This is a genomic window from Actinomadura physcomitrii (assembly GCF_008923205.2).
GTDB classification, from domain to species: domain Bacteria; phylum Actinomycetota; class Actinomycetes; order Streptosporangiales; family Streptosporangiaceae; genus Spirillospora; species Spirillospora physcomitrii.
Genome location: NZ_WBMS02000017.1, coordinates 173,095 through 198,626 on the forward strand (window position 1 = coordinate 173,095; position 25,532 = coordinate 198,626).

The 25,532-nt window shown below is 73.3% G+C and carries 24 protein-coding genes; 15 read left to right on the forward strand and 9 right to left on the reverse strand.

Features of this window, described 5'->3' with window-relative positions:
• The first annotated feature begins 4 nt into the window (after positions 1 to 4).
• From F8568_RS22655 to F8568_RS22670, 4 genes are all read left to right on the forward strand, one after another.
• Entirely contained in the window at positions 5 to 1,159 is a 1,155-nt protein-coding gene (locus F8568_RS22655) for an acetyl-CoA C-acetyltransferase (RefSeq protein WP_151594766.1), read from the forward strand.
• 83 nt (positions 1,160 to 1,242) lie between these two features.
• Positions 1,243 to 2,466 carry an NADH:flavin oxidoreductase gene (locus F8568_RS22660; protein ID WP_328600942.1) on the forward strand — a complete coding sequence of 408 codons (1,224 nt, stop codon included), beginning with the start codon at positions 1,243 to 1,245 and terminating at the stop codon, positions 2,464 to 2,466.
• 34 nt (positions 2,467 to 2,500) lie between these two features.
• Positions 2,501 to 3,487: an SDR family NAD(P)-dependent oxidoreductase gene (locus F8568_RS22665; protein WP_151594765.1), complete on the forward strand. Its 987-nt coding sequence runs from the start codon at positions 2,501 to 2,503 to the stop codon at positions 3,485 to 3,487.
• 91 nt (positions 3,488 to 3,578) lie between these two features.
• Positions 3,579 to 4,391 (forward strand): FAS1-like dehydratase domain-containing protein, encoded by an 813-nt coding sequence (locus tag F8568_RS22670; RefSeq protein WP_151594764.1) that lies wholly within the window; start codon positions 3,579 to 3,581, stop codon positions 4,389 to 4,391.
• Positions 4,392 to 4,401: 10 nt separating this feature from the next.
• Here the strand turns inward: F8568_RS22670 and F8568_RS22675 are convergent, their stop codons facing one another.
• From F8568_RS22675 to F8568_RS22685, 3 genes are all read right to left on the reverse strand, one after another.
• Positions 4,402 to 6,066 carry a glycerol-3-phosphate dehydrogenase/oxidase gene (locus tag F8568_RS22675; RefSeq protein WP_151594763.1) on the reverse strand — a complete coding sequence of 555 codons (1,665 nt, stop codon included), beginning with the start codon at positions 6,064 to 6,066 and terminating at the stop codon, positions 4,402 to 4,404.
• A gap of 92 nt (positions 6,067 to 6,158) precedes the next feature.
• Complete coding sequence (gene glpK, locus F8568_RS22680; protein WP_151594762.1) at positions 6,159 to 7,676, reverse strand: glycerol kinase GlpK; 1,518 nt, start codon at positions 7,674 to 7,676, stop codon at positions 6,159 to 6,161.
• A 102-nt stretch (positions 7,677 to 7,778) separates the two neighbouring features.
• A complete protein-coding gene (locus tag F8568_RS22685) occupies positions 7,779 to 8,603 on the reverse strand; it encodes an MIP/aquaporin family protein (protein WP_151594761.1) in 825 nt (274 codons plus the stop codon).
• A 249-nt stretch (positions 8,604 to 8,852) separates the two neighbouring features.
• Between F8568_RS22685 and F8568_RS22690 the strand changes: the two genes are divergently transcribed.
• Both F8568_RS22690 and glpK (F8568_RS22695) read left to right on the forward strand, forming a co-directional pair.
• Positions 8,853 to 9,620 carry an IclR family transcriptional regulator gene (locus F8568_RS22690; RefSeq protein WP_151594760.1) on the forward strand — a complete coding sequence of 256 codons (768 nt, stop codon included), beginning with the start codon at positions 8,853 to 8,855 and terminating at the stop codon, positions 9,618 to 9,620.
• 54 nt (positions 9,621 to 9,674) lie between these two features.
• Positions 9,675 to 11,201: a glycerol kinase GlpK gene (gene glpK, locus F8568_RS22695; protein ID WP_151594759.1), complete on the forward strand. Its 1,527-nt coding sequence runs from the start codon at positions 9,675 to 9,677 to the stop codon at positions 11,199 to 11,201.
• Positions 11,202 to 11,223: 22 nt separating this feature from the next.
• On the opposite strand, the gene F8568_RS22700 is transcribed toward glpK (F8568_RS22695), so the two are convergent.
• Positions 11,224 to 12,375, reverse strand: coding sequence for an acyl-CoA dehydrogenase family protein (locus tag F8568_RS22700; RefSeq protein WP_328600941.1), 1,152 nt, complete (start codon positions 12,373 to 12,375; stop codon positions 11,224 to 11,226).
• A 164-nt stretch (positions 12,376 to 12,539) separates the two neighbouring features.
• Here F8568_RS22700 and F8568_RS22705 point away from each other — a divergent pair, with 164 nt between their 5' ends.
• The 6 genes from F8568_RS22705 (at position 12,540) to F8568_RS22730 (ending at position 18,748) form a co-directional block, all read left to right on the forward strand.
• Positions 12,540 to 13,235 (forward strand): GntR family transcriptional regulator, encoded by a 696-nt coding sequence (locus F8568_RS22705; RefSeq protein ID WP_151594758.1) that lies wholly within the window; start codon positions 12,540 to 12,542, stop codon positions 13,233 to 13,235.
• A gap of 139 nt (positions 13,236 to 13,374) precedes the next feature.
• Positions 13,375 to 14,550: an acyl-CoA dehydrogenase family protein gene (locus tag F8568_RS22710; RefSeq protein WP_151594757.1), complete on the forward strand. Its 1,176-nt coding sequence runs from the start codon at positions 13,375 to 13,377 to the stop codon at positions 14,548 to 14,550.
• Between the two features lie 4 nt (positions 14,551 to 14,554).
• Complete coding sequence (locus F8568_RS22715; RefSeq protein WP_151594756.1) at positions 14,555 to 15,739, forward strand: CaiB/BaiF CoA transferase family protein; 1,185 nt, start codon at positions 14,555 to 14,557, stop codon at positions 15,737 to 15,739.
• Positions 15,740 to 15,787: 48 nt separating this feature from the next.
• Complete coding sequence (locus F8568_RS22720; RefSeq protein ID WP_151594755.1) at positions 15,788 to 16,648, forward strand: helix-turn-helix transcriptional regulator; 861 nt, start codon at positions 15,788 to 15,790, stop codon at positions 16,646 to 16,648.
• Positions 16,649 to 16,757: 109 nt separating this feature from the next.
• Positions 16,758 to 17,768, forward strand: a complete 1,011-nt coding sequence (locus F8568_RS22725) for an aldo/keto reductase (RefSeq protein WP_151594754.1) — start codon at positions 16,758 to 16,760, stop codon at positions 17,766 to 17,768.
• Entirely contained in the window at positions 17,768 to 18,748 is a 981-nt protein-coding gene (locus F8568_RS22730) for a quinone oxidoreductase family protein (RefSeq protein ID WP_151594753.1), read from the forward strand. Before F8568_RS22725 ends, F8568_RS22730 begins: the two co-directional genes overlap by 1 nt.
• 46 nt (positions 18,749 to 18,794) lie before the next feature.
• Here F8568_RS22730 and F8568_RS22735 read toward each other — a convergent pair whose 3' ends face one another.
• Complete coding sequence (locus tag F8568_RS22735) at positions 18,795 to 19,370, reverse strand: peroxiredoxin-like family protein (protein ID WP_151594752.1); 576 nt, start codon at positions 19,368 to 19,370, stop codon at positions 18,795 to 18,797.
• Positions 19,371 to 19,437: 67 nt separating this feature from the next.
• Here F8568_RS22735 and F8568_RS22740 point away from each other — a divergent pair, with 67 nt between their 5' ends.
• Positions 19,438 to 20,052, forward strand: coding sequence for a TetR/AcrR family transcriptional regulator (locus tag F8568_RS22740; protein ID WP_151594751.1), 615 nt, complete (start codon positions 19,438 to 19,440; stop codon positions 20,050 to 20,052).
• Here F8568_RS22740 and F8568_RS22745 read toward each other — a convergent pair.
• From F8568_RS22745 to F8568_RS22760, 4 genes are read right to left on the reverse strand one after another with little or no spacing between them, the layout of a single operon-like run.
• A complete protein-coding gene (locus F8568_RS22745) occupies positions 20,049 to 21,110 on the reverse strand; it encodes an NAD(P)H-dependent flavin oxidoreductase (RefSeq protein WP_151594750.1) in 1,062 nt (353 codons plus the stop codon). The two genes, F8568_RS22740 and F8568_RS22745, sit on opposite strands and share 4 nt — an antisense overlap.
• On the reverse strand, positions 21,110 to 21,841 hold the full coding sequence (locus F8568_RS22750; RefSeq protein ID WP_151594749.1) for a CoA-transferase subunit beta: 732 nt from the start codon (positions 21,839 to 21,841) through the stop codon (positions 21,110 to 21,112). Before F8568_RS22750 ends, F8568_RS22745 begins: the two co-directional genes overlap by 1 nt.
• Positions 21,838 to 22,698, reverse strand: coding sequence for a CoA transferase subunit A (locus tag F8568_RS22755; RefSeq protein WP_151594748.1), 861 nt, complete (start codon positions 22,696 to 22,698; stop codon positions 21,838 to 21,840). The genes F8568_RS22750 and F8568_RS22755 overlap by 4 nt, the downstream gene beginning before the upstream one ends.
• A complete protein-coding gene (locus tag F8568_RS22760) occupies positions 22,695 to 23,441 on the reverse strand; it encodes an enoyl-CoA hydratase family protein (RefSeq protein WP_151594747.1) in 747 nt (248 codons plus the stop codon). The genes F8568_RS22755 and F8568_RS22760 overlap by 4 nt, the downstream gene beginning before the upstream one ends.
• A gap of 64 nt (positions 23,442 to 23,505) precedes the next feature.
• On the opposite strand from F8568_RS22760, the gene F8568_RS22765 reads away from it, so the two are divergent.
• Both F8568_RS22765 and F8568_RS22770 read left to right on the forward strand, forming a co-directional pair.
• A complete protein-coding gene (locus F8568_RS22765) occupies positions 23,506 to 24,273 on the forward strand; it encodes an SDR family oxidoreductase (protein WP_151594746.1) in 768 nt (255 codons plus the stop codon).
• Positions 24,270 to 25,178, forward strand: a complete 909-nt coding sequence (locus tag F8568_RS22770; RefSeq protein ID WP_151594745.1) for an SDR family oxidoreductase — start codon at positions 24,270 to 24,272, stop codon at positions 25,176 to 25,178. The genes F8568_RS22765 and F8568_RS22770 overlap by 4 nt, the downstream gene beginning before the upstream one ends.
• Positions 25,179 to 25,532: the final 354 nt, after the last annotated feature.

The window sequence follows — 25,532 nt, forward strand, 5'->3', positions numbered from 1 at the left end:
CCCCATGGCCGAGGCCTACATCGTCGAAGCGGTCCGCGCCCCCGTCGGCCGCAAGAAGGGCGGGCTCGCCGGCGTCCACCCCGCCGACCTCGGCGCGCACGTGCTGAAGGCGCTGATGGACCGCGCGAAGGTCGACCCCGCCGCCGTCGAGGACGTGGTGTTCGGCAACGTCGACAGCGTCGGCCCGCAGGCCGGCGACATCGCCCGCACCTGCTGGCTCGCCGCCGGGCTGCCCGAGGAGGTCCCCGGCGTCACCGTCGACCGGCAGTGCGGCTCCTCCCAGCAGGCCGTGCACTTCGCCGCGCAGGCCGTCCTCGCCGGGACGTCCGATCTGGTCGTCGCGGGCGGCGTGCAGAACATGTCGCAGATCCCGATCTCGTACGCGATGACCGCCGCCGAGCCGCTCGGTTTCACCGAGGGCCCGTTCGCCGGCTCCAAGGGCTGGACCGCACGGTACGGCGACGCCGAGGTGTCGCAGTTCAACGGCGCCGAGATGATCGCCCGCGACTGGGACATCTCCCGCGAGGAGATGGAGGAGTTCGCCTACGAGTCGCACCAGCGGGCCATCCGCGCGATCGACGAGGGCCGGTTCGAGCGGGAGATCGTCCCGCTGGAGGGCGTCACCGCCGACGAGGGCCCCCGCCGCGACACCACCCGGGAGAAGATGGCCGGGCTGAAGACCCTGGTGGAGGGCGGCCGGCTCACCGCCGCGCTCGCCTCGCAGATCTCCGACGGCTCCGCCGCGCTGCTCATCGCGTCCGAGCAGGCCGTCAAGGACCACGGGCTCACCCCGCGCGCCCGCATCCACCACATCTCCGCGCGCGGCGAGGACCCGATCCGGATGCTGTCCGCGCCGATCCCCGCCACCGCGCACGCGCTGAAGAAGACCGGCATGACGATCGGCGACGTCGACGCCGTCGAGATCAACGAGGCGTTCGCGCCGGTCGTGCTCGCCTGGCTGAAGGAGACCGGCGCCGACCCGGCCAAGGTCAACCCGAACGGCGGCGCCATCGCCCTCGGCCACCCGCTCGGCGCCACCGGCGCCCGCCTGATGACCACGCTGCTGCACGAGCTGGAGCGCACCGGCGGCCGCTACGGCCTCCAGACGATGTGCGAGGGCGGCGGCCAGGCCAACGTCACCATCATCGAAAGGGTGTGATTCCCAGGGGGCTGTGTTTTCCCAGGGGGGCGACCCCCTGGAACGCCCGCTGCGCTCGCTGCACTCGCTCCGCGTGCCTGCCCGTGAGGTGGCTGGGCGTCAACCTGCCGGAACTGAGCGTGCAGAACCCCCGATCGGAGGTCGTCGTGGACGTTTTCGAGAGCGCGAGGCTCGGGCCCCTCACCCTGCGGAACCGGGTCGTCAAGGCCGCCACGTTCGAGGGCATGACGCCGGACGCCCTCGTCACCGACGACCTGATCGAGTACCACCGGCGGCCGGCCGCCGGGGGAGTGGCGATGACGACCGTCGCCTACTGCGCGGTCGCGCCCGAGGGGCGCACCGAGCGGCGGCAGATCCACATGCGGCCGGAGGCCGTCCCGGGGCTGCGGCGGCTCACCGACGCGGTCCACGCCGAGGGCGCGGCGGTGTCCGCGCAGATCGGGCACGCCGGCCCGGTCGCCGACGCGAGCTCCACCAAGATGCGCGCGCTCTCGGCGGGGCGGTTCTTCAACCCGCTCGGGATGCGCTTCACCAAGCCCGCGACGGCGGAGGACATCGAGCGGGTCACCCGCGCCCACGCCGGCGCGGCGCGGCTGGCGATCGAGGCGGGCTTCGACGCCGTCGAGATCCACTTCGGGCACAACTACCTGGCCAGCTCGTTCCTCAGCCCGCGGCTGAACAAGCGCGACGACGCCTACGGCGGGCCGATCGAGAACCGCGCGAAGGTGGCGCTCGGCATCGCCCGCGCGGTGCGCGCGGAGGTCGGCGACCGGATCGCCGTCACCGCGAAGATCAACATGCGGGACGGCGTGCCGGGCGGGCTGGAGATCGACGACAGCCTGCAGGTCGCCCGGTGGCTGCAGGAGGAGGGCACCGTCGACGCCCTGGAGCTGACGGCGGGCAGCTCGCTGCTCAACCCGATGTACCTGTTCCGCGGCGGCGCGCCGGTCAAGGAGTTCGCCGCGAACTTCAAGCAGCCGCTGCGGACGGGCATCCGGATGTCCGGCGACAAGTTCCTGCGCGCCTACCCGTACAAGGACGTGTTCCTCCTCGAACATGCCCGCCGGTTCCGCGCCGAGCTGGACCTGCCGCTCATCCTGCTCGGCGGCGTCACCGGCCGCGAGACGATGGACAGGGCGATGGCGGAGGGCTTCCAGTTCGTCGCGATGGGACGCGCGCTGCTGCGCGAGCCCGACCTCGTGAACCGGATCGCGGCCGACCCCGCGACGCGGTCGCTGTGCATCCACTGCAACCGCTGCATGCCGACGATCTACACCGGCACGCACTGCCCCGAGATCCCGGCTTGACCTGGAGCGGGCTCCAACTCGTAGCGTGGAGCACATGATCACTCCGCAACGCAGGATCGATTCGGGTTTCGGGTTCGAGAGCACGGCGCGCGACGTCCTGGCGGGCGTCGACCTGTCCGGGCGGCTGGCCGTCGTGACCGGCGGCTACTCCGGGCTCGGACTGGAGACGACCCGCGCGCTGGCCGAGGCCGGCGCCCGCGTGGTGGTGCCGGCGCGGCGTCCCGCGGTCGCGAAGGAGGCGCTGGACGGGATCGCCGGCGCCGAGGTGGACGAGCTGGACCTCGGCGACCTGGAGAGCGTGCGGGGCTTCGCCGACCGGTTCCTGGCGTCCGGCCGCGGCATCGACATGATCATCGGCAACGCGGGGGTCATGGCCTGCCCGGAGACGCGGGTCGGGCCGGGCTGGGAGGCGCAGTTCGCCACCAACCACCTCGGCCACTACGCGCTGGTGAACCGGCTGTGGCCGGCGGTCCGGCCCGGCGCCCGCGTCGTCGCGGTGTCCTCGCAGGGGCACCACTTCGGCCGGATGCGCTGGGACGACCCGCACTTCACCCGCGGCTACGACCGGTGGGAGGCGTACGGGCAGGCGAAGACCGCCAACGTGCTGTTCGCCGTGCACCTGGACGCGCTCGCGAAGGACGCCGTGCGCGCGTTCTCCCTCCACCCGGGCAGCATCCTGACGCCGCTGCAGCGGCACATCCCGAAGGAGGACAAGATCGCCTACGGGTGGATCGACGAGGACGGGAACGAGATCGCGCAGGGCTTCAAGACCCCGGAGCAGGGCGCCGCGACGGCGGTGTGGGCGGCGACGTCGCCGCGGCTGGCGGGGATGGGCGGCGTCTACTGCATGGACTGCGACGTCGCCGAACCCACCCCGGCCGGCACGCCGGAGGTGCGCGGCCGCAAGGCCGGCGCGCCCGCGCCCGCGGGCGTCCGGCCCTACGCGACCGACCCGGACGAGGCCGCGCGGCTGTGGGCGTACTCGGCCGAGCTGACCGGCGTCGACGCGTTCGCGGGGTAGCGCGCCGGCCGGCCGGGGCGGGGCCGGGCCCGGCGCCGTTCCCGGCCGTCGGCATAATCCCTGGGGAACGACGACGGCCGAGGGGTGAACGATGATCGACGTGAGCGGCTGGTCGCCGGAACCGGTGGAGACGGCAGAGGTCATCGGCGCCGCGCCGGCGGCCGCGCTGGCCGGGGTGCTGGACGTCGACCCGCCGGGCGACGAGCTGCCGCCGCTGTGGCACTGGCTGCACTTCCTCGACCGGCCCGCGCAGCGCGACCTGGGCCCGGACGGCCATCCGCTCGCCGGGCGCTTCCTGCCGCCGATCCCCGACCGGCGGCGCATGTTCGCCGGCGGCCGGTTCCGCGTCCGCGAGCCGCTGCGGATCGGCGACACCGTCACCCGGCGCACCGAGCTGGCCTCCACGGCACTCAAGCGGGGACGCAGCGGCGAGATGCTCTTCGTGACCGTCCGCCACGCCTTCCTGCGCGACGGCGCCGAGATCGCCGTCGAGGAGCAGGACCTCGTCTACCGCAGCGGCGACGCGGCGTCCCGCCCGCCGGAGGTGTCCTTCGAGGCGCCCGAGGTGACGGCCCCGTGGACGCTGCCGGTGACGGCCGACCCGGTGCTGCTGTTCCGGTTCAGCGCGCTCACCTACAACGCCCACCGCATCCACTACGACGAGGCCTACGCCACCGAGGTCGAGGGACACGGCGGGCTCGTCGTCCACGGCCCGCTGCTGGCGATCCTGTGCCTCGAACTGCCGCGCAGGGCGGGCCTGAAGGTGACGGAACTGTCGTTCCGCGCCCGCAGGCCCGTCTACGTGCGGCAGCCCTTCACGGCGGCCGGCTCGCCGGACGGCGAGCTGTCGATCGAGGCGCCAGGGGGGGTCACCGCGATGACCGCGACGTTTTCGACCGCCTGAGTGACGCCGCCTAAGCGGCCGTGACCGGCGGGTCGACTACGGCCGGCCCGTCGCGGCGCTCCGCCCTGATCCGCAGGACGTACCGCTTCACCTCGTCGGCGGCGTCCTCGCGGCTCCAGCCCAGCCGCGGCGCGAGCAGGGCGGCGACGTGCGCCGCCGCGGCGAGGCCGCCGTCCCACTCCTCGATCGACACCCGCAGCCGCCGCGCGAGGACGTCCTCCAGGTGCAGGGCGCCCTCGTGCGTCACCGCGTAGACGGCCTCGGCGCACAGGTAGTCCTCCGCGCCGGGGATCGGGGCGCCCAGCTCCGGCTCGGCGGCGACCAGGTCGAGCACGTCCTGCGCGCACGACCCGTACCGGCGCAGCAGGTGCTCGATCCGCGCGACGTGCAGCCCGGAGCGGGCGGCGAGCCGGCGCCGCTCGTTCCACAGCACCTCGAAGCCGTCCGCGCCGAGGATCGGCAGCCGCCCGGTGACCGACGCGGGCACCGACTCGTCCAGGCCCTCGGCGACCACGTCGACCGCGTCGCGCGCCATGACCCGGTAGGTGGTGAACTTGCCGCCGGTGACGACGACCAGCCCCGGCACCGGCTCGGCGACGGCGTGCTCGCGCGACAGCCGCGCGGTGTCGTCCACCTCGCCGGACAGCAGCGGCCGCAGCCCCGCGTACACGCCTTCGACGTCGTTCATGGTGAGCGGCGTGCGCAGCACCGCGTTCACGCGCTCCAGCAGGTAGCCGATGTCGGTGTGGTCGGCGACCGGCTCGTCCGGACCGTCGTCGTGCGGGGTGTCGGTCGTCCCGACCAGCCAGTGCCGGCCCCACGGGATGATGAACAGCACGCTGCGCTCGGTCCGGGTGATCAGCCCGGTGCCCATCGGGATCCGGTCGCGCGGCACCACCAGGTGGACGCCCTTGGACGCGCGCACCGCGAACGCCGCGCGCGCCCCGGTCATCGCCTGCGCGCCGTCCGTCCACACGCCGGTCGCGCAGACGACCCGGCGGGCCCGGACGGTGATCTCCCGCCCGCCCTCCAGGTCCACGACGCGCGCGCCGGTGACCCGCTCGCCCTCGCGCAGGAACCCGGTCACCTCGGCGCGGGTGGCGACCCTGGCGCCGTACCGGGCGGCGGTGCGGGCGACCATCATCGTGTAGCGGGCGTCGTCCACCTGCGCGTCGTAGTACTGGATCGCGCCGACGAGCGCGTCCGAGCGCAGGGCCGGCGCCTCCCGCAGCGCGCCGCGCCGGGTGAGCTGCCGGTGCCGGGGCAGCGACCGGGCACCGCCCATCGTGTCGTACAGGGTCACGCCGGCGCTGACGTACGCCCGCTCCCACACCCGGTTGCGCAGCGGGTACAGGAACTGGACGGGCCGCACCAGGTGCGGCGCGAGCCGGTGCAGCAGCAGGGCGCGCTCCCGCAGCGCCTCGCGGACCAGCCCGAAGTCGCGCTGCTCCAGATAGCGGAGCCCGCCGTGGATCAGCTTGCTGGAGCGGCTGGAGGTGCCGGCCGCCCAGTCGCGCGCCTCCACCAGGGCCACGGACAGGCCCCGGGAGACCGCGTCGAGCGCGGCGCCCGCGCCGACGATGCCGCCGCCGACGACCAGGACGTCGAACTCGTTCTCGGCCAGGGCGCGCAGGGTGTCCTCGCGGTACGCAGGGCCGAGGGCTACGGATGTCACTGCATGCTCCCGATGAGGGGTGATCGGTCAGGTGGGTGCGGGCGGGGCCGGCGCCGGTCGCCGGCCCCGCCGCGCGCGTGTCCCGGCCGGGTCTAGTCGACGTCGACCCAGTCGAGGGTTCGGTTGACGGCCTTCTTCCAGCCGGCGTAGCCCTTCTCGCGCTGCTCGTCGTCCCAGGTGGGCTGCCAGCGCTTGTCCTCGTTCCAGTTCTGGCGCAGCTCGTCGGTGGTGTTCCAGAACCCGACGGCGAGGCCGGCGGCATAGGCGGCGCCGAGCGCGGTGGTCTCGGCGACCACCGGCCGCGACACCGGGACGCCGAGGATGTCGGCCTGCATCTGCATGCACAGCTCGTTGGCGGTGATCCCGCCGTCGACCTTGAGCGTGTCGAGGGCGACGCCGGAGTCCTCGCGCATCGCCTCGACGACGTCCCGCGACTGGTAGCAGATCGACTCGAGGGTGGCGCGGGCCAGATGGGCGTTGGTGTTGAACCGCGACAGCCCGACGATCGCGCCGCGCGCGTCCGACCGCCAGTAGGGGGCGAACAGGCCGGAGAACGCGGGGACGAAGTACACGCCGCCGTTGTCCTCGACCTGCCGGGCGAGCGCCTCGCTCTGCGCGGCGCCGGAGATGATGCCGAGCTGGTCGCGCAGCCACTGCACCGCCGACCCCGTCACCGCGATCGAGCCCTCCAGCGCGTACACCGGCTTCTCGGACCCGAGCTGGTAGCAGACCGTGGTCAGCAGCCCGTTCTTCGACCGCACCGGCTCGTTGCCCGTGTTGAGCAGCAGGAAGTTGCCGGTGCCGTAGGTGTTCTTGGCCTCGCCGGGCGCGAAGCACACCTGCCCGACCGTCGCGGCCTGCTGGTCGCCGAGCGCCGCCGTCAGCGGGACCTCGCCGCCGAGCGGGCCGTCCGGGCGCGTCAGGCCGTAGGCCTCCGCCGTCGAGGACGGTTTGATCTGCGGCAGCATGGCGCGCGGGATGCCGAAGAACGACAGCAGCTCGTCGTCCCAGTCGAGGGTCTCCAGGTCCATCAGCATGGTGCGGCTGGCGTTGGTGACGTCGGTGACGTGCACGCCGCCGTCCGTCCCGCCGGTGAGGTTCCACAGCACCCAGCTGTCGGTCGTCCCGAAGACCGCGTCGCCGCGCTCGGCCGCCTCCCGGACCCCGTCGACGTTCTCCAGGATCCACTGGATCTTGCCGCCGGAGAAGTAGGTGGCGGGCGGCAGCCCCGCCTTGCGCCGGATGACGTCGCCCTTGCCCTCGCGCTCGAGGGCCGAGGCGATGCGGTCGGTGCGGGTGTCCTGCCAGACGATCGCGTTGAAGTAGGGCCGTCCGGTGCGGCGGTCCCACACCAGCGTCGTCTCGCGCTGGTTGGTGATGCCGAACGCGGCGAGGTCGGCATGGGTCAGGTTCGCCTTGTTCAGCGTCGTCTGGATGACCGCGCGGGTGCGCTCCCAGATCTCGGTGGGGTTGTGCTCGACCCAGCCGGCCTGGGGCAGGATCTGCTCGTGCTCGAGCTGGTGGCGGGCGATCTCGTTGCCGCCGTGATCGAAGATCATGAAGCGGGTGCTCGTGGTGCCCTGGTCGAGCGCTCCGACGAAGTCAGCCATGTGCGGAATCTCCAGTGGGAAGGGCCTGCGGACGGGTGCGTGAGCCGATCATGCGTGTTGCTTGTGGGGGGACGCCCCCCCACACCCCCCGGTTCGCTTCGCTCATGCCGTTTCATACTCCGGCTCGGGCTTGGCGACGTCCTGCTCGGCATCGTCGGACGGCAGGAACCAGCCGATCAGCAGCTTGTACAGGCCGGCGCCGAGCACGCCGCCGATGAGCGGGGCGACGATCGGCACCCAGAAGTACAGGTCCCCGTTCTGGTCCTTCCAGGCGCCGCCGTATCCGGTGATGAACTGCGCGAGCCGCGGCCCGAAGTCGCGCGCCGGGTTGATCGCGTACCCCGCGTCCGAGCCGAACGCCATGCCGATCGCCACGACCAGCAGCCCGATCAGGAACGGGCCGAGGTTGGCCAGCGGCGGCGCGTTGCGCGCGTCGGTCAGCGCCTTGATGACGAACAGCAGGATCGCGGTGCCGATGACCTGGTCGCGGAACGCGCCCCAGGTGCCGACGGGCAGCGTCCCGTTGCCCGGCAGCGTCGAGAAGACGCCCTGGGTCTTGATGGTGTGGCCCGGGTCGACCTTGGCCAGGATCTCGCTGTAGTTCCAGCGGACGATCAGCGCCGCGATGAACGCCCCCGCGGTCTGCGCGGCGACGTAGGGCGCCACCTTCCGCCAGGAGAACTCCTTGAACGCGGCCAGCGCGACCGTCACCGCGGGGTTGAGGTGGGCGCCGCTGATCCGCGCGGCGACGTAGACGCCGAGCGTGACGCCGAGCCCCCAGGCCCAGGCGATGCTGTCGTGGTCGCCGATGTCGGCCCCGGCGACCTGCGCGACGACGCCGACCCCGAACAGGATCAGGATCATCGTCCCGGCGAACTCGGCGGCGAGCTCACCGGCCAGGGGTGGGAATTTCCGGCGTTCCGCCATGTCTGTGCTCCTCGGCTGCGGGGGTGGACGCGAAGCCTCATGAGGCTGGCCAGAACGTAAGACGCGGACGACCCGGAAACAACGGAGGGCTGCCGACAATGTCGAACACTTTCCCCACCGCCCGGCGCCGGTTACCCTCCCCCCTGTGCACCAGATCACAGAATCCGGGCAGTTCGGGACGGAAACGGCGTTGATGACGACGGCTGCCGACATTGTCGGCACCCTGGCCGGAGAACTAGCATCGGATTCATGCCCGGACCTGTGCAGTCGATCGAGCGGGCCGCCGCGATCCTGCGGCTGCTCGCCGCCAGCTCCGGCCGGCTCGGCGTCGGCGAGATCGCCAGCTCGCTCGGGCTCGCCCGCGGCACCGCGCACGGGATCCTGCGCACCCTGGAGCGGGTCGGCTTCGTCGAGCAGGACGGCGGCACCGGAAAGTACCAGCTCGGCGCCGCCCTGCTCCACCTCGGCACCAGCTACCTGGACGTCAACGAGCTGCGCTCCCGGGCGATCAACTGGGCCGACGCGCTCGCCTCGCGCAGCGGCGAGGCCGTCCGGATCGGCACCCTGCTCGACGGGAAGGTCCTGGTCGTCCACCACGTCTTCCGGCCCGACGACACCCTGCAGGCGCTGGACGTCGGGTCTCTGCTGCCGCTGCACGCCACCGCGCTCGGCAAGGCGCTGCTGGCGCACGACGCCAACGCGGCGGCGTCCATCCGCGACACCGAGCTGGAGTCCTACTGCCGCCGGACGATCACCGATCCGCGCCTGCTCGCACGGGCCGCCACCCGGGTCCGGGAGAACGGCTGGGCGGCCGAGGTCGAGGAGCTGTCCATCGGCGAGGCCGGCATCGCCGCCCCGATCCGCGGGTACGGGGGACTCGTTGTCGGGGCCATCGGGATCTCCGGCGCGGTCGAGCGGATCTGCGACACCGGCCGCGTCCCCGAGCCCCGGCTGGTGGCGTTCGTGCGGGACGCGGCCCGCGCCGTCTCCCGCGACCTCGGCGGCTCGCGGTGGTGACGCGCGAGGGCCGCTGGTGACGGGGAAGGGGCACACCGGGGGAGAGGGCGCAACGTGACCGAACGCTACGTGATGTCGATCGACCAGGGCACCACCTCGACCCGGTGCATCCTGTTCGACCACGGCGGCCGGCTGGTGTCGGTGGCGCAGCGCGAGCACCGGCAGCACTTCCCGCGGCCGGGCTGGGTCGAGCACGACCCGATGGAGATCTGGCGGAACCTGGAGCGGATCGCGCCGGAGGCGCTCGCGCAGGCGGGCGTCACGGCGAACCAGGTCGCGGCCGTCGGCATCGCCAACCAGCGCGAGACCACCGTGCTGTGGGACCGGCTCACCGGCGCCCCCATCGGCCGCGCGATCGTCTGGCAGGACATGCGGACCGGCGCGCTGGTCGACGAGCTGGGCCGCGCTCCCGGCGCCGCGATCGTCACCGAGCGCAGCGGCCTGCCGCTCGCCACCTACTTCTCCGCGCCGCGCATCCGCTGGCTGCTCGACCACACGCCCGGCCTGCGCGAGCGCGCCGAGCGCGGCGAGGTGCTGTTCGGCACCATGGAGAGCTGGCTGATCTGGAACCTCAGCGGCGGCGTCGACGGCGGCGTGCACGTCACCGACGTCACCAACGCCAGCCGCACCCTGCTGATGGACCTGCACACGCTGTCCTGGGACGACGACCTGCTCGCGTTCTTCGGGGTGCCGCGGGCGATGCTGCCGGAGATCAGGTCGTCGACCGAGACCTACGGGACGGCCCGCAAGGTGTTCCCCGGGGTGCGCGTCGGCGCCGCGCTCGGCGACCAGCAGGCCGCGCTGTTCGGCCAGACGTGCTTCGCGCCCGGCGAGACCAAGTGCACCTACGGCACCGGCGCGTTCCTGCTGATGAACACCGGGACCAAGCCGGTGCGGTCGGAGCACGGGCTGCTCACCACCGTCGGCTACAAGATCGGCGACGAGCCGGCCGTGTACGCGCTGGAGGGCTCGATCGCGATCACCGGCGCGCTCGTCCAGTGGTTCCGCGACGGGCTCGGGCTGATCACCACCGCGCCGGAGATCGAGACGCTCGCCCGGACCGTCGACGACAACGGCGGCTGCTACATCGTCCCGGCGTTCTCCGGGCTGTTCGCGCCGCACTGGCGCAGCGAGGCCCGCGGCATCATCGTCGGCCTGACCTCCTACATCACCAAGGGCCATCTGGCGCGGGCGGTGCTGGAGGCGACCGGCTGGCAGACCCGCGAGGTCGTGGACGCGATGAACCGCGACTCCGGGCTCAGCCTGCGGGAGCTGAAGGCCGACGGCGGCATGACGTCGGACAACCTGCTGATGCAGATGGTCGCCGACATGCTGAACGTGCCGGTGGCGCGGCCGATGGTGGTCGAGACGGTCTCGCTCGGCGCCGCGTACGCCGCCGGCCTCGCCGTCGGCTACTGGGCGGGGCTCGAGGGGCTGCGGCGCAACTGGCACCGCGCGGCCCGGTGGGTCCCGGCGATGGACGCGGGCCGCCGCGACCACGAGTACGGCAACTGGAAGCGCGCCGTGGAACGCACCTTCGACTGGATCAGGGCGGGCGAGGAGCCCGGCGAGGGGCCCTGACCGGGCCCGCCGCGCCGCGGTGTCAGAGGCGGTTCCGCCCGATCAGCTGCTTGACGATCACGTTGCGCTGGATCTCGTTGGTGCCCTCGCCGACGATCATCAGCGGGGCGTCCCGGAAGTAGCGCTCGATGTCGAACTCGGTGGAGTAGCCGGCCGCGCCGTGGATCCGCACGGCGTTCAGCGCGATCCGCATCGCCGCCTCGGAGGCGTAGAGCTTGGCCATGCCCGCCTCCATGTCGCAGCGCTCGCCGGCGTCCAGCCGTTCGGCGGCGTCGAGGGTGAGCAGCCGCGCGGCCCGCAGCTCGGTGGCCATGTCGGCGAGGTAGTTGCCGACCGACTGGTGCTTCCAGATCGGCTTGCCGAACGCCTCGCGCTCCTGCGCGTAGCGGACCGAGTCCTCCAGCGCGGCCCGGGCCACGCCGAGCGCGCGCGCCGCCACCTGGATCCGGCCGACCTCCAGGCCGCGCATCATCTGCGCGAACCCGCAGCCCTCCTCGCCGCCGAGCACCGCGTCCAGCGGCGCCTCGTACCCGTCGAACGACAGCTCGCAGCTCTCCACGCCCTTGTAGCCGAGCTTCGGCAGGTCGCGGGAGACCGCCAGGCCCGGGCCCTGCTCGACGAGCAGGATGCTGATGCCGCGGTGCCGGGGCTCGGCGTCCGGGTCGGTCTTGCACAGCAGCGCGATCAGGCCGGACGTCCGCGCGTTGGTGATCCACATCTTCGCGCCGTCGATCACGTACCGGTCGCCCGCGCGGCGCGCCGTGGTGCTCATCGACTGCAGGTCGGAGCCGCCGGACGGCTCGGTCAGCGCCATCGTGGCGCGCAGCTCGCCGGTCGCCATCCGGGGCAGGTAGCGGGCCTTCTGCTCCCCGGTGCCGAAGACCGCGAGCAGGTGCGAGACGACCGTGTGCCCGCCGAACGCACCCGCGAGCGACATCCAGCCGCGCGCCAGCTCCTCGGTGACGAGCGCGTAGCACGCCTTGGAGACCGAGGTCTCGCCGTACGGCTCGGGGACGGCGAGCCCGTAGACGCCCAGCTCCTTCATGCGGGCGATCAGGTGCTCGGGGTAGGCGTCCGCGTGCTCGAGGTCGCGGGCCGCCGGCCGGACCTCCTTGTCGACGAAGTCCGCGACGACCTCGACGATGGCGCGCTCCTCGTCGCTCAGCGTGAACACGGCTGCCGCCCTCCTCGAGCCCTGGCGCCAGCGGGCGCCTTTTCATATATTTGATTTGAAAATAAGCGTTGTCAACCTGGCGCGGGGCGGGATCGGCGGCCGTGTCGGGGAGAAGCGGCCATCGCCTACATAATGTTGGGATCACCCAGGCGCACGGGGGGACGATGACAGTGCCGATATCCGGCGGCCAGGCCCTCGGCAGGCGCCGCCAGCTCAGCGACGAGGTGGCCGCCTACGTCCGCGAGCTCATCATGTCCGGCCAGGTCAGGCATGGGGAGTTCCTCCGGCTGGAGCGCATCGCCGACGACCTCGGGATCAGCGTCACCCCGGTCCGCGAGGCGCTGCTGTCGCTGCGCGGCGAGGGCTTCGTCACGCTGGAGCCGCGCCGCGGTTTCATGCCGGCGCCCCTGTCGCGCCAGGACGTCCAGGACCTGTTCGAGGCGCAGGCCTACTTCGCCGGCGAGCTGGCCTCCCGCGCCGCCGAGAAGGTCACGGCGGACGAGCTGGAGTCGCTGGACCGCACCCAGGGGCTGCTGGAGCAGGCGTCCAAGGCCGCGGACGCCGAGGGCATCGAGCGGGCCAACCACCAGTTCCACCGGGTGATCAACCTGTGCGCCGGGTCGCCGAAGACGGCCTGGCTGCTCCAGCTTGTGGTGCGGTACGCACCGCGCCGCTTCTACTCCAGCATCCAGGGGTGGAGCCAGGCCTCCGTCGACGACCACCGGCTGATCCTGGCGGCGCTGCGCGCCGAGGACGCCGAGGCCGCGCGCGGTGCGATGCGCGCGCACATCAGGCACGCCGGGACCCTGCTGGTCGTGCACCTGGAGGCGCGGGGGTTCTGGGCCGGCCAGTCGGGCTGACTGGGCGTTCCCGGGAGCGTCCTTCCCCGGGATGGCCGTCTCCCCATATCGTATAAAAAATTGCGAAGGAGGGATCGATGGACGACCGGGACTCCGGAGCGGTGCGCGCTCCCGTACGGGGATCGGCGGGGAACGGAACGTGAGCAGGCTGCAGCAGACCTACGGGCTGACGGACGAGCAGCGGGAGATCCTCGCGACGGTGCGGGCGTTCGTCGACAAGGAGATCCTCCCGGTCGCCACGGAGCTGGAGCACGCCGACGAGTACCCGCAGGCCATCGTGGACGGGATGAAGGGCCTCGGCCTGTTCGGGCTGATGATCGGCGAGGAGCACGGCGGGCTGGGCGAGTCGCTGCTGACCTACGCGCTGGCCGTGGAGGAGCTGTCGCGCGGCTGGATGAGCGTGTCCGGCATCGTCAACACCCACTTCATCGTCGCGTGGATGATCGCCCACCACGGCACGCCGGAGCAGAAGGCGCACTACCTGCCGAGGATGGCGACCGGGGAGGTCCGCGGCGCGTTCTCGATGTCGGAGCCGGGCTGCGGCTCGGACGTGTCGGCGATCAGGACCCGCGCCGTGCCCGACGGCGACGCGTACGTGATCGACGGCCAGAAGATGTGGCTGACCAACGGCGGCTCGGCGAACCTCGTCGCCACGCTCGTCAAGACCGACCAGGACGCGGGCCACCGCGGCATGACGACGTTCCTGGTCGACAAGACGCCGGGGTTCGGGGAGGTCGCGCCGGGCCTGACGGTCCCCGGCAAGATCGAGAAGATGGGGTACAAGGGCGTCGACACCACCGAGCTGGTCTTCGACTCCTACCGCATTCCCGCCGCGCAGATCCTCGGCGGGTCCCCGGGCCGCGGCTTCTACCAGATGATGGACGGTGTCGAGGTCGGCCGCGTCAACGTCGCGGCGCGCGGCTGCGGCGTCGCCCGCCGCGCCTACGAGCTGGCTCTGGACTACGCGCGGCGGCGCGAGACGTTCGGCAGGCCGATCGCCGAGCACCAGGCCGTCATGTTCCGGCTCGCCGAGATGGCGACGAAGGTCGAGGCCGCGCACCAGATGATGGTGATGGCGGCGCGCCGCAAGGACTCCGGCGAGCGCAACGACCTCGAGGCGGGCATGGCCAAGTACCTGGCCAGCGAGTACTGCAAGGAGGTCGTGGAGGACGCCTTCCGTATCCACGGCGGCTACGCCTACTCCAGGGAGTACGAGATCGAGCGCCTCTACCGGGAGGCGCCGATGCTGCTGATCGGCGAGGGCACCGCCGACATCCAGAAGATGATCATCGGCCGCCGGCTGCTGGAGGGCTGATCCCTTGCTCCCCCTCGAAGGCATCACCGTCGTCGCGCTGGAGCAGGCGGTCGCGGCGCCGTTCGCCACCCGGCAGCTCGCTGACCTCGGCGCCCGCGTCATCAAGGTCGAGCGGGTGGACGGCGGCGACTTCGCCCGCGCCTACGACGCCGGCGTGCGCGGCGCGCTCGGCACCCACTTCGCCTGGCTGAACCGGTCGAAGGAGTCGGTCGCCCTCGACCTCAAGCAGGACGAGGGCCGCGCGATCCTCGCCGAGTTGGTCGCGGGCGCCGACGTGTTCCTGCAGAACCTCGCGCCCGGCGCCGCCGCCCGCCTCGGGTTCGGCGCGGACGGGCTGCGCGCCCGCGCCCCCCGGCTGATCGTCGTCGACATGTCCGGATACGGGACGCGCGGCCCGTACCGCGACAAGCGCGCCTACGACATGCTCGTCCAGGCCGAGGCCGGGCTGATCTCGGTCACCGGCACCCCGGAGACGCCGGTGAAGGCGGGCTCCCCGCTGGCCGACATCGCCGCCGGGATGTACGCCTTCTCCGGGACGCTCGCGGCGCTCGTCCGGCGCGGCACGACCGGCGAGGGCGCGGCGATCGAGGTCACGATGTTCGACGCGGTCGCCGAGTGGATGGGCCAGGCGATGTACACGACCCTCTACACCGGTTCGGTGCCGCCGCGGACCCGGCTGAGCCATCCGGTGATCTCCCCGTACGACGCCTACCCGACCGCCGACGGGGTCGACGTCGTCATCGGCGTGCAGAACGACCGCGGCTGGGCGGCGCTGGCGAACGGCGTCCTGGACCGCCCCGACCTCGTCACCGACCCCGAGTACGCGACGAACCAGGCGCGGGTCCGCAACCGGGAGAAGGTGGACGCGATCGTGTCCGGCGTCACGTCGGCGATGGCCCGCGAGGAACTGCTGCGGCGGCTGGACGAGGCGGGCGTCGCGAACGCGTCGCTGAACGACGGGCACGGGCTGATCGCGCATCCGCAGCTCGCCGAGCGCGACCGCTGGCGCGAGGTCGGCTCCCCGGTCGGGGTGATCCGCGCGATCCGCCCGCCGATCACCTTCGCCGACGTCGAGGCGCGGATGGACCCGGTCCCGGCGCTCGGCGAGCACACCGAGGCCGTGCTGCGCGGGCTCGGGCACGACGACGCGGACATCGCCCGGCTCCGAGCTGCCGGAACGGTCGCCTGACGGCCCGCGCGACCCGGGACGGGACCTGGCGGTGGATATCGTGGCGCTATGGCCAGTACGACCCCGTCCTCCGCTCCTGACCGCCGCCGCGAGGAGATGCGCGACTTCCTGCGCACCCGCCGCGCCCGGCTCACGCCCGCCGATGTCGGCATGCCCGACGCGGGCCGGCGCCGGACGCCCGGCCTGCGGCGCGAGGAGGTCGCCGTGCTCGCAGGCGTCGGCGTGTCCTGGTACACGTGGCTGGAGCAGGGGCGCGACATCAAGGTGTCCGGCGAGGTGCTGGACGCCATCGCCCGCGCGCTCCGGCTCGACGCCGCCGAGCGCGAGCACCTGTACCTGCTGGCCGGGCTGAACCCGCCGCGCGCCGAGGCCGGCCCGGCCGTCCCGATCACGCCGGAGCTGCAGCGGCCGCTGGACGCCTGGTCGCCGCGGCCCGCCTACGTCCGCGACCGGCACTGGAATTTCGTCGCGATCAACGACGCGGCGCGCGCGGTGTTCGGGTTCGGCGACACCGACCACAACTGCCTGGTGTCGTTCTTCACCAACGCCCGCTACCGCGACATGCACATCGAATGGGCGGCGGCCGCGCCGAACGTCGTCGCCCGGTTCCGCGCGGACGCCGCCCGCTACCCCGACGACCCCGAGTTCGGCCGGATCGCCGCGGACATGATCGCCGCCAGTCCGGAGTTCGCCGAGCTGTGGCCCCGGCACGAAGTCAGCTCGGCCACCCAGGCGGTGAAGGGCGTCCGCCATCCCGAGGCCGGCGAGATGGTCTTCGAGGGCACGCTGCTGCCGCTCGCCGACCGTCCCGGCACCCACCTCGTGCTGCAGAACCCGCGCCCCGGCACCGGCACCATGGAGCGCCTGGAGCGGCTGATGGCGCGGCGCGGGCTGGCCGCGGCGAGCTGACCCGCGCCCGCGTGGGTGGTGGTGGCAGACCCAGGATGAGCGGAGTCTGTCCGCCCCTCCGGCGATCCGGCACGATCGTTCCCGAACGAACCGGAGGAAGGGTTACGCCATGAGGAATCGCGATTTCGCGGGTCGGCCGGTCGGCGCGGTCGGGCTGGGCTGCATGGGCATGAGCTGGGCCTACGCCGAGTCCGAGCGCGACGACGACGTGTCGGTGGCGCTGATCCGGGAGGCGCTCGACATGGGCGTCACGTTCCTGGACACGGCGCAGCCCTACGGCGACGGCCACAACGAGGCGCTGGTCGGGCGGGCCCTCGCCGGCCGCCGCGACGAGGCGGTGCTCGCCACCAAGACGGGCCTGGTCGTCGAGTCGCTCGCCACCCGGAAGATCGTCCGGAACGGGCGGCCCGAGCACGTCAAGGCGTCCGCCGAGGACAGCCTGCGCCGGCTGGGCACCGACGTGATCGACCTCTACTACCTGCACCGCGTCGACCCGGACGTGCCCCTCGCCGACACCTGGGGCGCGATGGCGGAGCTGGTCGCCGAGGGCAAGGTGCGGCGGCTCGGCCTGTCGGAGGTCAGCGTGGCGCAGGCCGCCGAGGCGCACGCGATCCACCCGGTCGCGGCGGTCCAGTCGGAGCTGTCGCTGTGGACGCGCGACGCGCTCGGGCAGCCGGGGACGCAGGCCGCCGGCGCCGGCGCCGGCGCGGTCACGGGCGCCGGTGACGCGGGCGACGTGGTCGGCTGGTGCGCCGCCAACGGCGCGGCGTTCGTCCCGTTCTCGCCGCTCGGCCGCGGGTTCCTCACCGGGACCGTCACCGCCGCCGACTTCGAGGACACCGACTTCCGCGGCGCCAACCCGCGCTTCCAGGAGGAGGCGCTGAAGGCCAACCTGCGGATCGTCGACGTCGTGAAGGCGGTCGCCGAGCGGCACGGCGCCACCCCGGCGCAGGTCGCCATCGCCTGGACGCTCGCGCAGGGCGAGCACGTCATCCCGATCCCCGGCACCAAGAAGCAGCGGTACCTGCGCGACAACGCCGGAGCCGCCGACCTGGACCTCACCGAGGCCGACCTGGCCGAGCTCGACGCCGTCCCCGCGGCCGTCGGAGGGCGTTACTGATGAAGGCCGTCGCCATCCCCGCGTTCGGCGGGGCCGAGGTGCTGCGCGTGGACGAGTTCGAGGTACCCGAGCCAGGGCCGGGGCAGGTGTCCATCGACGTCGCCTACGCGGGCGCCAACTTCGCCGAGGTGCTGTACCGGCGGGGCGTGGTGGACGTGCCGCTGCCGTTCGTTCCCGGGATCGAGGTGTCCGGGCACGTCCGCGCGGTCGGCCCGGAGGTCGAGGGCCTTCGGCCCGGGCAGCCGGTCGCGGCGCTGACGATCGTGGACGGCGGCGGCTACGCCGAGGTCGTCGTGACGTCCGCGGACCTGGTCGCACCGCTGGACGGCCTCGACCTGGGCCTGGACATCGCCGCCGCGATCCCGTCCAACAGCACGACCGCGTTCCTCGTCCTGGACCGCGCGGCGCGCATCGAACCGGGCGAGACCGTGCTCGTGCACGCCGCCGCCGGGGGCGTGGGCAGCCAGCTCGGCCAGGCGGCGCGGCTGCTCGGCGCGGGCCGGGTGGCCGGCACCGTCGGCGGCCCGGCGAAGATCGGGACCGCCCGCGGCTTCGGCTACGACGACGTCGTGCTCCGCGACGAGCTGCCGGACCGGGTCGCGGCCCTCACCGGCGGGCGCGGGTTCGACATCGTGGTGGACATGGTCGGTGGCCCGGCCCGCCGGACCAGCCTGGACGCGCTCGCGCCGATGGGCCGGATGATCGTCATGGGCAACGCGTCCGGCGCGGACGACGTGGGCGTGTCGGCGAACGAGCTGTGGTTCGCCAACAAGTCGGTGGCGGGCTTCAACCTCGCCGCGTTCTCGGGCGCGTTCCCGGCCGACGCGGGCCGGGCGCTGCGCCGCGCGGTGGCCGCCGCGGCCTCCGGCGACCTGCGGCTGCAGGTGGAGGAACTGCCTCTGGACCAGGCCGCGGAGGCGCACCGGCGCATCGAGTCCGGCGCGACGACCGGCAAGCTCGTCCTCGCGCTGCGCGGCTGAGCACCACTAGGCCGCGGGCCGGCGGCACCGGGCCGCCGATCCGCGGTCACGGCCGCCCCGTGGCGGCCGGTGCCTCGGCGGCGAGGGCGAGCAGCTCGTCGACCGACCACTGGTCGTAGGCGTGCTCGCCGTACTTCGCCGCGACCAGGCGCCCGTCCGCGCCGATCAGGAAGTCGCCGGGCAGGCCCAGCCGGCCCCCGGCCGGGCTGGACGACGGCAGGTGCTCGCGGCCCCGGACGACCTGCCACGTCCCGGTGATCACGGCCCGCAGCAGCGGGCCCCACACGCGGGGGTCGAGCAGCGCCCGGCGCCCGGACTCGACGCCGAACTCGGCGTACAGCCTCTTCGAGGGGTCGCCGACGACGGGGAACGGCAGGCCGGCGACGTGCTCGCGCAGCTCCTCGTCGGGGGAGTGGAACACCACGACCTCGCGGATCCCCGCGGCCTCGATCTCGCCGTGCCGGACGACGAACGAGCGCAGGTGCAGGTTGCAGATCGGGCAGCCCGCGAACCGGCGGAACTGCAGGTGGACGAGGTGGCCGGGGTCGGGGACGGGGACCGGTGGGCCGCCGACGGGGGTCAGTTCGCGGGCCGGGACGTCCGCTCCGGGGGTCAGGCGCATGCGTCGCTCCTTAAGCGTATGGCGTACACCTACGATCGTAAGTGTATGCCGTACGCTGTCAAGCGTCATGCCCCGACCCCGCTCGCTCACCCAGGACCAGGTCGCCGCCGCGGCGCTCGCCGTCATCGACCGGGACGGCCTCGCCGGGCTGTCGATGCGCGCGGTCGCCAAGGAGCTCAAGCTGAGCACCATGGCGCTGTACCGGTACGTCCGCGACCGCGAAGAACTGGAAGGCCTCGTCATCGACCTGGTGTACGCCGAGGTCGATCCCGCGCCGCCGCCCGCCGGCCCGTGGGAGGAGAGGATCGAGACGATGGCGCTGCGGCTGCGGGACGCCTTCGGCGCGCACGCGGCGATCATGCCGCTGACGCTCACGCACCGGCACGACTCGCGGGGGTCGCTGTGCTGGGGGGAGACCGTCGCGGGCATCCTGCACGAGGCCGGCATCACCGGCCCCCGGGCCGCCATCGCGCTGCGGGCGGTGATCGCCTACATCATCGGTGCGATCCAGCTGGAGCACCTGGGCCCGCTGGAGGGGGAGGGGACCCTCGTCATCGCCGCGCTGCCCGCCGGCGAGTTCCCGCACATGGCCGAGACCGCGCGGCACGCCCGCCGCATCGGCCCCGGCGAGGAGTTCCGCGGGGGACTGGAGGCCGTGCTGCGCGGCCTCGGCACCGCCTAGCGGACCAGCAGCGACTGCTGGGCGGAGATGGCCTCGACGGCCTGTGCCACGATCCCGTCGATCAGCCGCGCGCAGCTCGGCAGGTCGTCGATGACCCCGACGACCTGGCCCGAGGCCATCACGCCGAGATCGGGACGGCCGTCCACCATCGCCGCCTTCAGCAGCATCGGGGTGTTGGCGGCCATGAGGACCTGCGACCACGACAGGTCCTTGCCGTGCTTCATCGCCCTCCCGTCGGCGATCATCGCGCGCCACGACATCCCGGACAGCTTCTTGAACCGGGCGACGTTGCGCAGCGCCCGGACCAGGCCGCTGATCCGTCCGGCCGACTCCAGCCCGTCGACCAGCTCGCTGCGCAGCACCCGGTGCGGCATGCCGTCGACCTGGCGGGTCACGACCGTCTCGCCGGTCTTCAGGTACACCTGCTTGACCGCGTCCGGCACCGAGCTGTCGGAGGTCAGCAGGAACCGGGTGCCCATCGCCACGCCCGCCGCCCCGTAGGACAGCGCGGCGGCCAGGCCGCGCCCGTCGAAGAAGCCGCCGGCCGCGATGACCGGGATGTCCACCGCGTCGACGACCTGGGGGAGCAGCAGCGTGGTCGCGACGGGGCCGGTGTGCCCGCCGCCCTCGCCGCCCTGCACCAGCACGGCGTCCGCGCCCCAGCCGGCGACCTTCTCCGCGTGCCGCCGCGCGCCCACCGACGGGATCACCACCAGGCCCGCGTCCTTGAGCTTGGCGATCAGCTCCCGCTTGGGCGCGAGCGCGAACGACGCGACCTTCACGCCCTCCTTGATGAGCAGGTCGATGCGGTCGCCCGCGTCGCCGGCGTCGGCGCGCAGATTGACCCCGAACGGCGCGTCCGTGCGGTCCCTGACCTCGTGGATCGCGTCCGCGAGCTGGTCGAGCGTCATCGTCGCCGACGCCAGGATGCCGAGGCCGCCCGCGTTCGCCACGGCGGTGACCAGGCGCGGCCCGGCCACCCAGCCCATGCCGGTCTGGACGACCGGGTGCCGCACGCCCGCCAGCCGGGTCAGCGGGGTGTCGAGCCGCTGCTCCATCAGGCCGGCACCTCCCGCTCGCGCAGGCCCTTCGGGTCCAGGACCTCGCGCATGACCCGCAGCTCCTCGCCGTCCGGCAGGCGCGTCCGCGGCACCTCATCGGGGATCACCAGCTCGAACCCGGTGGCGGCCACGACGTCCTCGACGGTCACGCCGGGGTGCACCGAGCGCAGCCGCATCCGGTGGTCGGGGGTGTCGAAGTCGAGCACCGCGAGGTTGCTCACCACCGCGCGGATCTCGTGCGCGCCCCGGTCCCAGCCGACGCCGCTGACGAAGTCGACCCTGGGGGTGAAGACCCGCGTCGAGTGCTTCGGCACCCAGTAGCTCGTCGGGTTCAGCAGAGTGTTCCCCGGGCCGCCGCGCGACCCGAGGAGCTGCCGCGACGGCCGCTCCCAGTCGCCGATGCACGAGATGTTGGTGTTGCCGTACCGGTCGATCTGCGACGGCCCCATCACCACGTGCCGCCGCGCGTTCAGCACCAGCCACAGGTGGTCGCGGAACGGCAGCCAGCCCTCCGCCACCTCCGCCGTCCGGCCCAGCGGGACGGGCTCGGCGCTCAGCGTGGGCCCGCCGTCGGTCGTCAGCAGGTCCGGCTCGAAGGTGGCCCGCGCCAGCCGCGACCCCAGCATGGGCACGAATCCGGCGACCGCCGCCGCGACGATCTCGCCGTCCCCGCGGAACAGCTCCGCGCAGGCGACCGCGCAGACCTCGGCCCTCGTCACATCGCTCATCGGGACTCCTCCTGCCACGTCCGGACCGCGTCCTGATAGGCGGCCTCGTCGCCGGACAGGAACCGGTCGCGGAACGCCGCCCACGCCTCCGGGTCGCCCGCCGACGTCGCGTACAGCTTCTGGAACGCCTCGTCGCGGCGGTGGTCGGGCTCGCAGTCGGTGAAGTGCGCGCCGTTCGGCGTCTCCACCACGCCCGTCACCTGCGTCCGGCTGATCAGCAACGACTGCGGCGGGCCCTCCTTGGCGAAGTCGGCGGTGTCGACCAGCCGCTCGCAGGAGACGTAGGTGCGGTCGGCGGCCTTGGCGAACAGGTCGTCCATGTACGGGTCGGCGCCGAGGTACTGGGCGTTGCCGCGCGCGTCCGCCCGGTTCATGTGGATCAGCGACACGTCCATGGTGAGCGCCGGGACGGCGACGAGCTCCCGCCCGTCCCCGTACGGCGACCGGATCGTCCTCAGCTCCGGGTTGACGCGCATCACGTCCGAGCCGAGCCCGACGGGGGTGGGCAGGAACGGCAGCCGGTGCGCCGCCGCGTACAGCCCGAACATGAACATGCCCTCGTCGTACTCGGTCAGCTCGATCGATCCCGACTGGCGCGCCTGCCGGAAGTGCGGCTCGAGCGGGATCGAGTCCATGGTGACGAAGGCCGCCACGAGCCGGCGGACCTTGCCCGCCGCGCACAGCAGCCCGACGTCCGGCCCGCCGTAGGCCACCACGGTCAGGTCGGTGACGTCGGAGCGGCACAGCGCCCGGACCAGGGCCATCGGCTTGCGCCGCGAGCCCCAGCCGCCGATCCCGACCGTCATGCCGCTCTCCAGCGACCCGACGACCTCCTCGATGGAGAGGACCTTGCTCACTTCGCCCCCTTGGCCACGAAGGCGTCGCGGTGCTCGTCGCCCGCGCCCACGAGGTTCAGCTCGAAGGTGAACCCCTGCTCGTAGCGGTAGCTGCGACGGACGTCCACCGGGTCGATGCCGTTCAGCGACTCCTTGGCGCGCCTGATCACGTACTTGTCCTTGGCGGCGATGTTCCCGGCGACCTCCAGCGCCTTGGCGCGCAGCTCGTCCCTCGGGACGACCTCCAGCACCGAGCCGTGGTGGTGCAGCTCGGCGGCCGTGACGTTGCGGCAGGTGTAGACCATCGCGCGCATCAGGTGCTGCGGGACGAGCCGGGCCAGGTGCGTCGCGGCGCCGAGCGCGCCCCGGTCGACCTCGGGCAGCCCGAAGAAGGCGTCGTCGGACGCCACGACGATGTCGGCGTTGCCCGCCAGTCCGATCCCGCCGCCCAGGCAGAAGCCGTGCACCGCGGCGACCACCGGCACCTCGCAGTCGTAGACGGCGGCGAATGCCGCGAAGCAGCCCCGGTTGGCCCCCACCAGCGCGGTGTGCCCCTCGGTCCGCTGCATCTCCTTGATGTCGACGCCCGCGTTGAAGCCCCGGCCCTCGGCCCGGAGCACGACGGCGCCGACCCGCGGGTCGCGGCCGGCCGCGAGCACCGCGTCGGCCAGCTCGAACCAGCCCGCGACGGTCAGGGCGTTGACCGGCGGCGCGTCCACGACGATCTCGGCGACCCCGTCCAGGGTCGTGGTGGAGACTCCCATGCGCTACCTTTCCACCAAACATTTGTTAGAACAGACGGTAGCAGAGCGGCTCGCAGGAGGCGGGATGTCACTGACGCTGGACCTGGCGGGAAGGACCGTCGTGGTCACCGGGGGCGTGCGCGGTGTCGGCGCCGGGATCAGCCGCGCTTTCCTGGAGGCGGGCGCCGACGTGATCGCGGTGGCCCGGCACGAGCCGGACGCGCTGCCCGAGGCCGGCGGCCGCACGGCATCCTTCGCCTGCCTGGACGTGCGCGACGAGGACGCCGCCGAGGCGTTCGCCGCCGGGCTCGACAGGGTGGACGTGCTGGTCAACAACGCGGGCGGCGGGCCGTTCCTGCCGCTCACCGAGGGCCCGCTGCGCACCCACCTGAAGGTCCTGGAACTGAACCTGACCGCGCCGCTGATCATGGCGCGGGCGCTGCGCCCGCTGATGCCGGACGGCGGCTCGGTGATCAACATCGGCAGCGTCAGCGGGGTCCGGCCGTCGCCGGGCACCGCGCCCTACGGCGCCGCCAAGGCCGGGCTGCACAGCCTCACCCAGTCGCTCGCCGTCGAGTGGGCGCCGCGGGTGCGGGTCAACACGCTGATCCTCGGCATGGTCCGCACCGAGCTCGCGCACCTGCACTACGGCGACGAGGCGGGTGTGCGGGCCGTCGCGCGGACCGTGCCGATGGGCCGCCTCGGCGACCCGTTCGAGGTCGGCGCCGCCTGCGTCTACCTCGCCTCCGACCTCGCGTCCTACATCACCGGGGCGCAGCTGCTGATGCACGGCGGCGGAGAGCGCCCCGCGTTCCTGGACGCCGCCACCGTGAACAAGGAGGAGTCGCGATGATCTGCAAGGACCGCGTGGTCGCCGTCACCGGGGCCGGGCGCGGGCTCGGCCGCGCGCACGCGCTGGAGTTCGCCCGGCAGGGCGCCCTGGTCGTGGTCAACGACCTGGGCGTCGCCCGCGACGGCACCGGCGACGCCTCCGGTGGCCCCGCCCAGGACGTCGTCAAGGAGATCGAGGCGCTCGGCGGACGCGCCGTCGCCAGCACCGACGACATCGCCACCGACGCGGGCGCCGCCGCGCTCGTCGCCACCGCCGTGGACGCCTTCGGCCGCCTCGACACCCTCGTCAACAACGCCGGGTTCCTGCGCGACCGGATGCTGATCAACCTGTCCGAGGACGAGTGGGACGCCGTCATGCGCGTCCACCTCAAGGGCCACTTCCTGCCGCTCGCGCACGCCGGGCGGTACTGGCGCGCCGAGAGCAAGGCCGGCCGCCCGGTCGACGCCCGCGTGATCAACACCTCGTCCGGCGCGGGCCTGCTCGGCAGCGTCGGCCAGGGCAACTACTCGGCCGCGAAGGCCGGCATCGTCGGGCTCACCCTCGTCGCGTCCGCCGAGCTCGGCCGGTACGGGGTGACCGTCAACGCGATCGCGCCCGCCGCCCGCACCCGGATGACCGAGGAGGTCTTCGCGCAGACGATGGCCGCGCCCGCCGAGGGCGAGTTCGACGCGATGGCACCGGAGAACGTGTCGCCGCTGGTCGTCTGGCTCGGCTCCGCGCAGTCCAAGGACGTCACCGGCCGGGTCTTCGAGGCCGAGGGCGGCAGGATCTGCGTGATGGACGCCTTCCGGCACGGCCCCGCCGCCGACAAGGGCGCCCGCTGGGATCCGGCCGAGGTCGGCGAGGTCGTCACCGGCCTGCTCGCCGAGGCTCCGGTCCCCGAGCCCGTATACGGCGCCGGCTGACCGCCTCCCGCGCCCGGCGCGCCGCCGGGCGCGGCCGGTTCCGGTCGCGCACCTCGGTGAAACCGTCCTGACCTGCCACCATTCCGTATATCGGCGGGGGACGGGGGACGGTCGTGTCACCGAACCGGTATGAGGCGGACACGCGTCGTAGTGGCCGGGGGATTCCCCCGGACGACGCGTAAGGCAGGGGGTGCCGCCATGGCTCCTGAGGGTCCGCCGCCAGGGGACGCGCCGCGCCGCGGCCCCGCGCACGAGATGACGGGCGCGTTCATCGCCGGGCCGGGCGGCCGGCCGCGGCCCGTGCCGCGGCCCTCGGCCGCACCGTCGCGGACGCGCCGGATCGGCGCGCACCGC

What these genes read in the sequence shown, in the direction of transcription:
- F8568_RS22765 (WP_151594746.1), top strand. Translation starts at nt 23,506, where the DNA reads ATGTCACTGACGCTGGACCTGGCGGGAAGGACCGTCGTGGTCACCGGG.
- F8568_RS22725 (WP_151594754.1), top strand. Translation starts at nt 16,758, where the DNA reads ATGAGGAATCGCGATTTCGCGGGTCGGCCGGTCGGCGCGGTCGGGCTG.
- F8568_RS22770 (WP_151594745.1), top strand. Translation starts at nt 24,270, where the DNA reads ATGATCTGCAAGGACCGCGTGGTCGCCGTCACCGGGGCCGGGCGCGGG.
- F8568_RS22705 (WP_151594758.1), top strand. Translation starts at nt 12,540, where the DNA reads ATGACAGTGCCGATATCCGGCGGCCAGGCCCTCGGCAGGCGCCGCCAG.
- F8568_RS22740 (WP_151594751.1), top strand. Translation starts at nt 19,438, where the DNA reads ATGCCCCGACCCCGCTCGCTCACCCAGGACCAGGTCGCCGCCGCGGCG.
- F8568_RS22655 (WP_151594766.1), top strand. Translation starts at nt 5, where the DNA reads ATGGCCGAGGCCTACATCGTCGAAGCGGTCCGCGCCCCCGTCGGCCGC.
- F8568_RS22670 (WP_151594764.1), top strand. Translation starts at nt 3,579, where the DNA reads ATGATCGACGTGAGCGGCTGGTCGCCGGAACCGGTGGAGACGGCAGAG.
- F8568_RS22690 (WP_151594760.1), top strand. Translation starts at nt 8,853, where the DNA reads ATGCCCGGACCTGTGCAGTCGATCGAGCGGGCCGCCGCGATCCTGCGG.
- glpK (WP_151594762.1), bottom strand. Translation starts at nt 7,676, where the DNA reads ATGGCTGACTTCGTCGGAGCGCTCGACCAGGGCACCACGAGCACCCGC.
- F8568_RS22665 (WP_151594765.1), top strand. Translation starts at nt 2,501, where the DNA reads ATGATCACTCCGCAACGCAGGATCGATTCGGGTTTCGGGTTCGAGAGC.
- F8568_RS22750 (WP_151594749.1), bottom strand. Translation starts at nt 21,841, where the DNA reads ATGAGCGATGTGACGAGGGCCGAGGTCTGCGCGGTCGCCTGCGCGGAG.
- F8568_RS22760 (WP_151594747.1), bottom strand. Translation starts at nt 23,441, where the DNA reads ATGGGAGTCTCCACCACGACCCTGGACGGGGTCGCCGAGATCGTCGTG.
- F8568_RS22735 (WP_151594752.1), bottom strand. Translation starts at nt 19,370, where the DNA reads ATGCGCCTGACCCCCGGAGCGGACGTCCCGGCCCGCGAACTGACCCCC.
- F8568_RS22685 (WP_151594761.1), bottom strand. Translation starts at nt 8,603, where the DNA reads ATGGCGGAACGCCGGAAATTCCCACCCCTGGCCGGTGAGCTCGCCGCC.
- F8568_RS22745 (WP_151594750.1), bottom strand. Translation starts at nt 21,110, where the DNA reads ATGGAGCAGCGGCTCGACACCCCGCTGACCCGGCTGGCGGGCGTGCGG.
- F8568_RS22730 (WP_151594753.1), top strand. Translation starts at nt 17,768, where the DNA reads ATGAAGGCCGTCGCCATCCCCGCGTTCGGCGGGGCCGAGGTGCTGCGC.
- F8568_RS22720 (WP_151594755.1), top strand. Translation starts at nt 15,788, where the DNA reads ATGGCCAGTACGACCCCGTCCTCCGCTCCTGACCGCCGCCGCGAGGAG.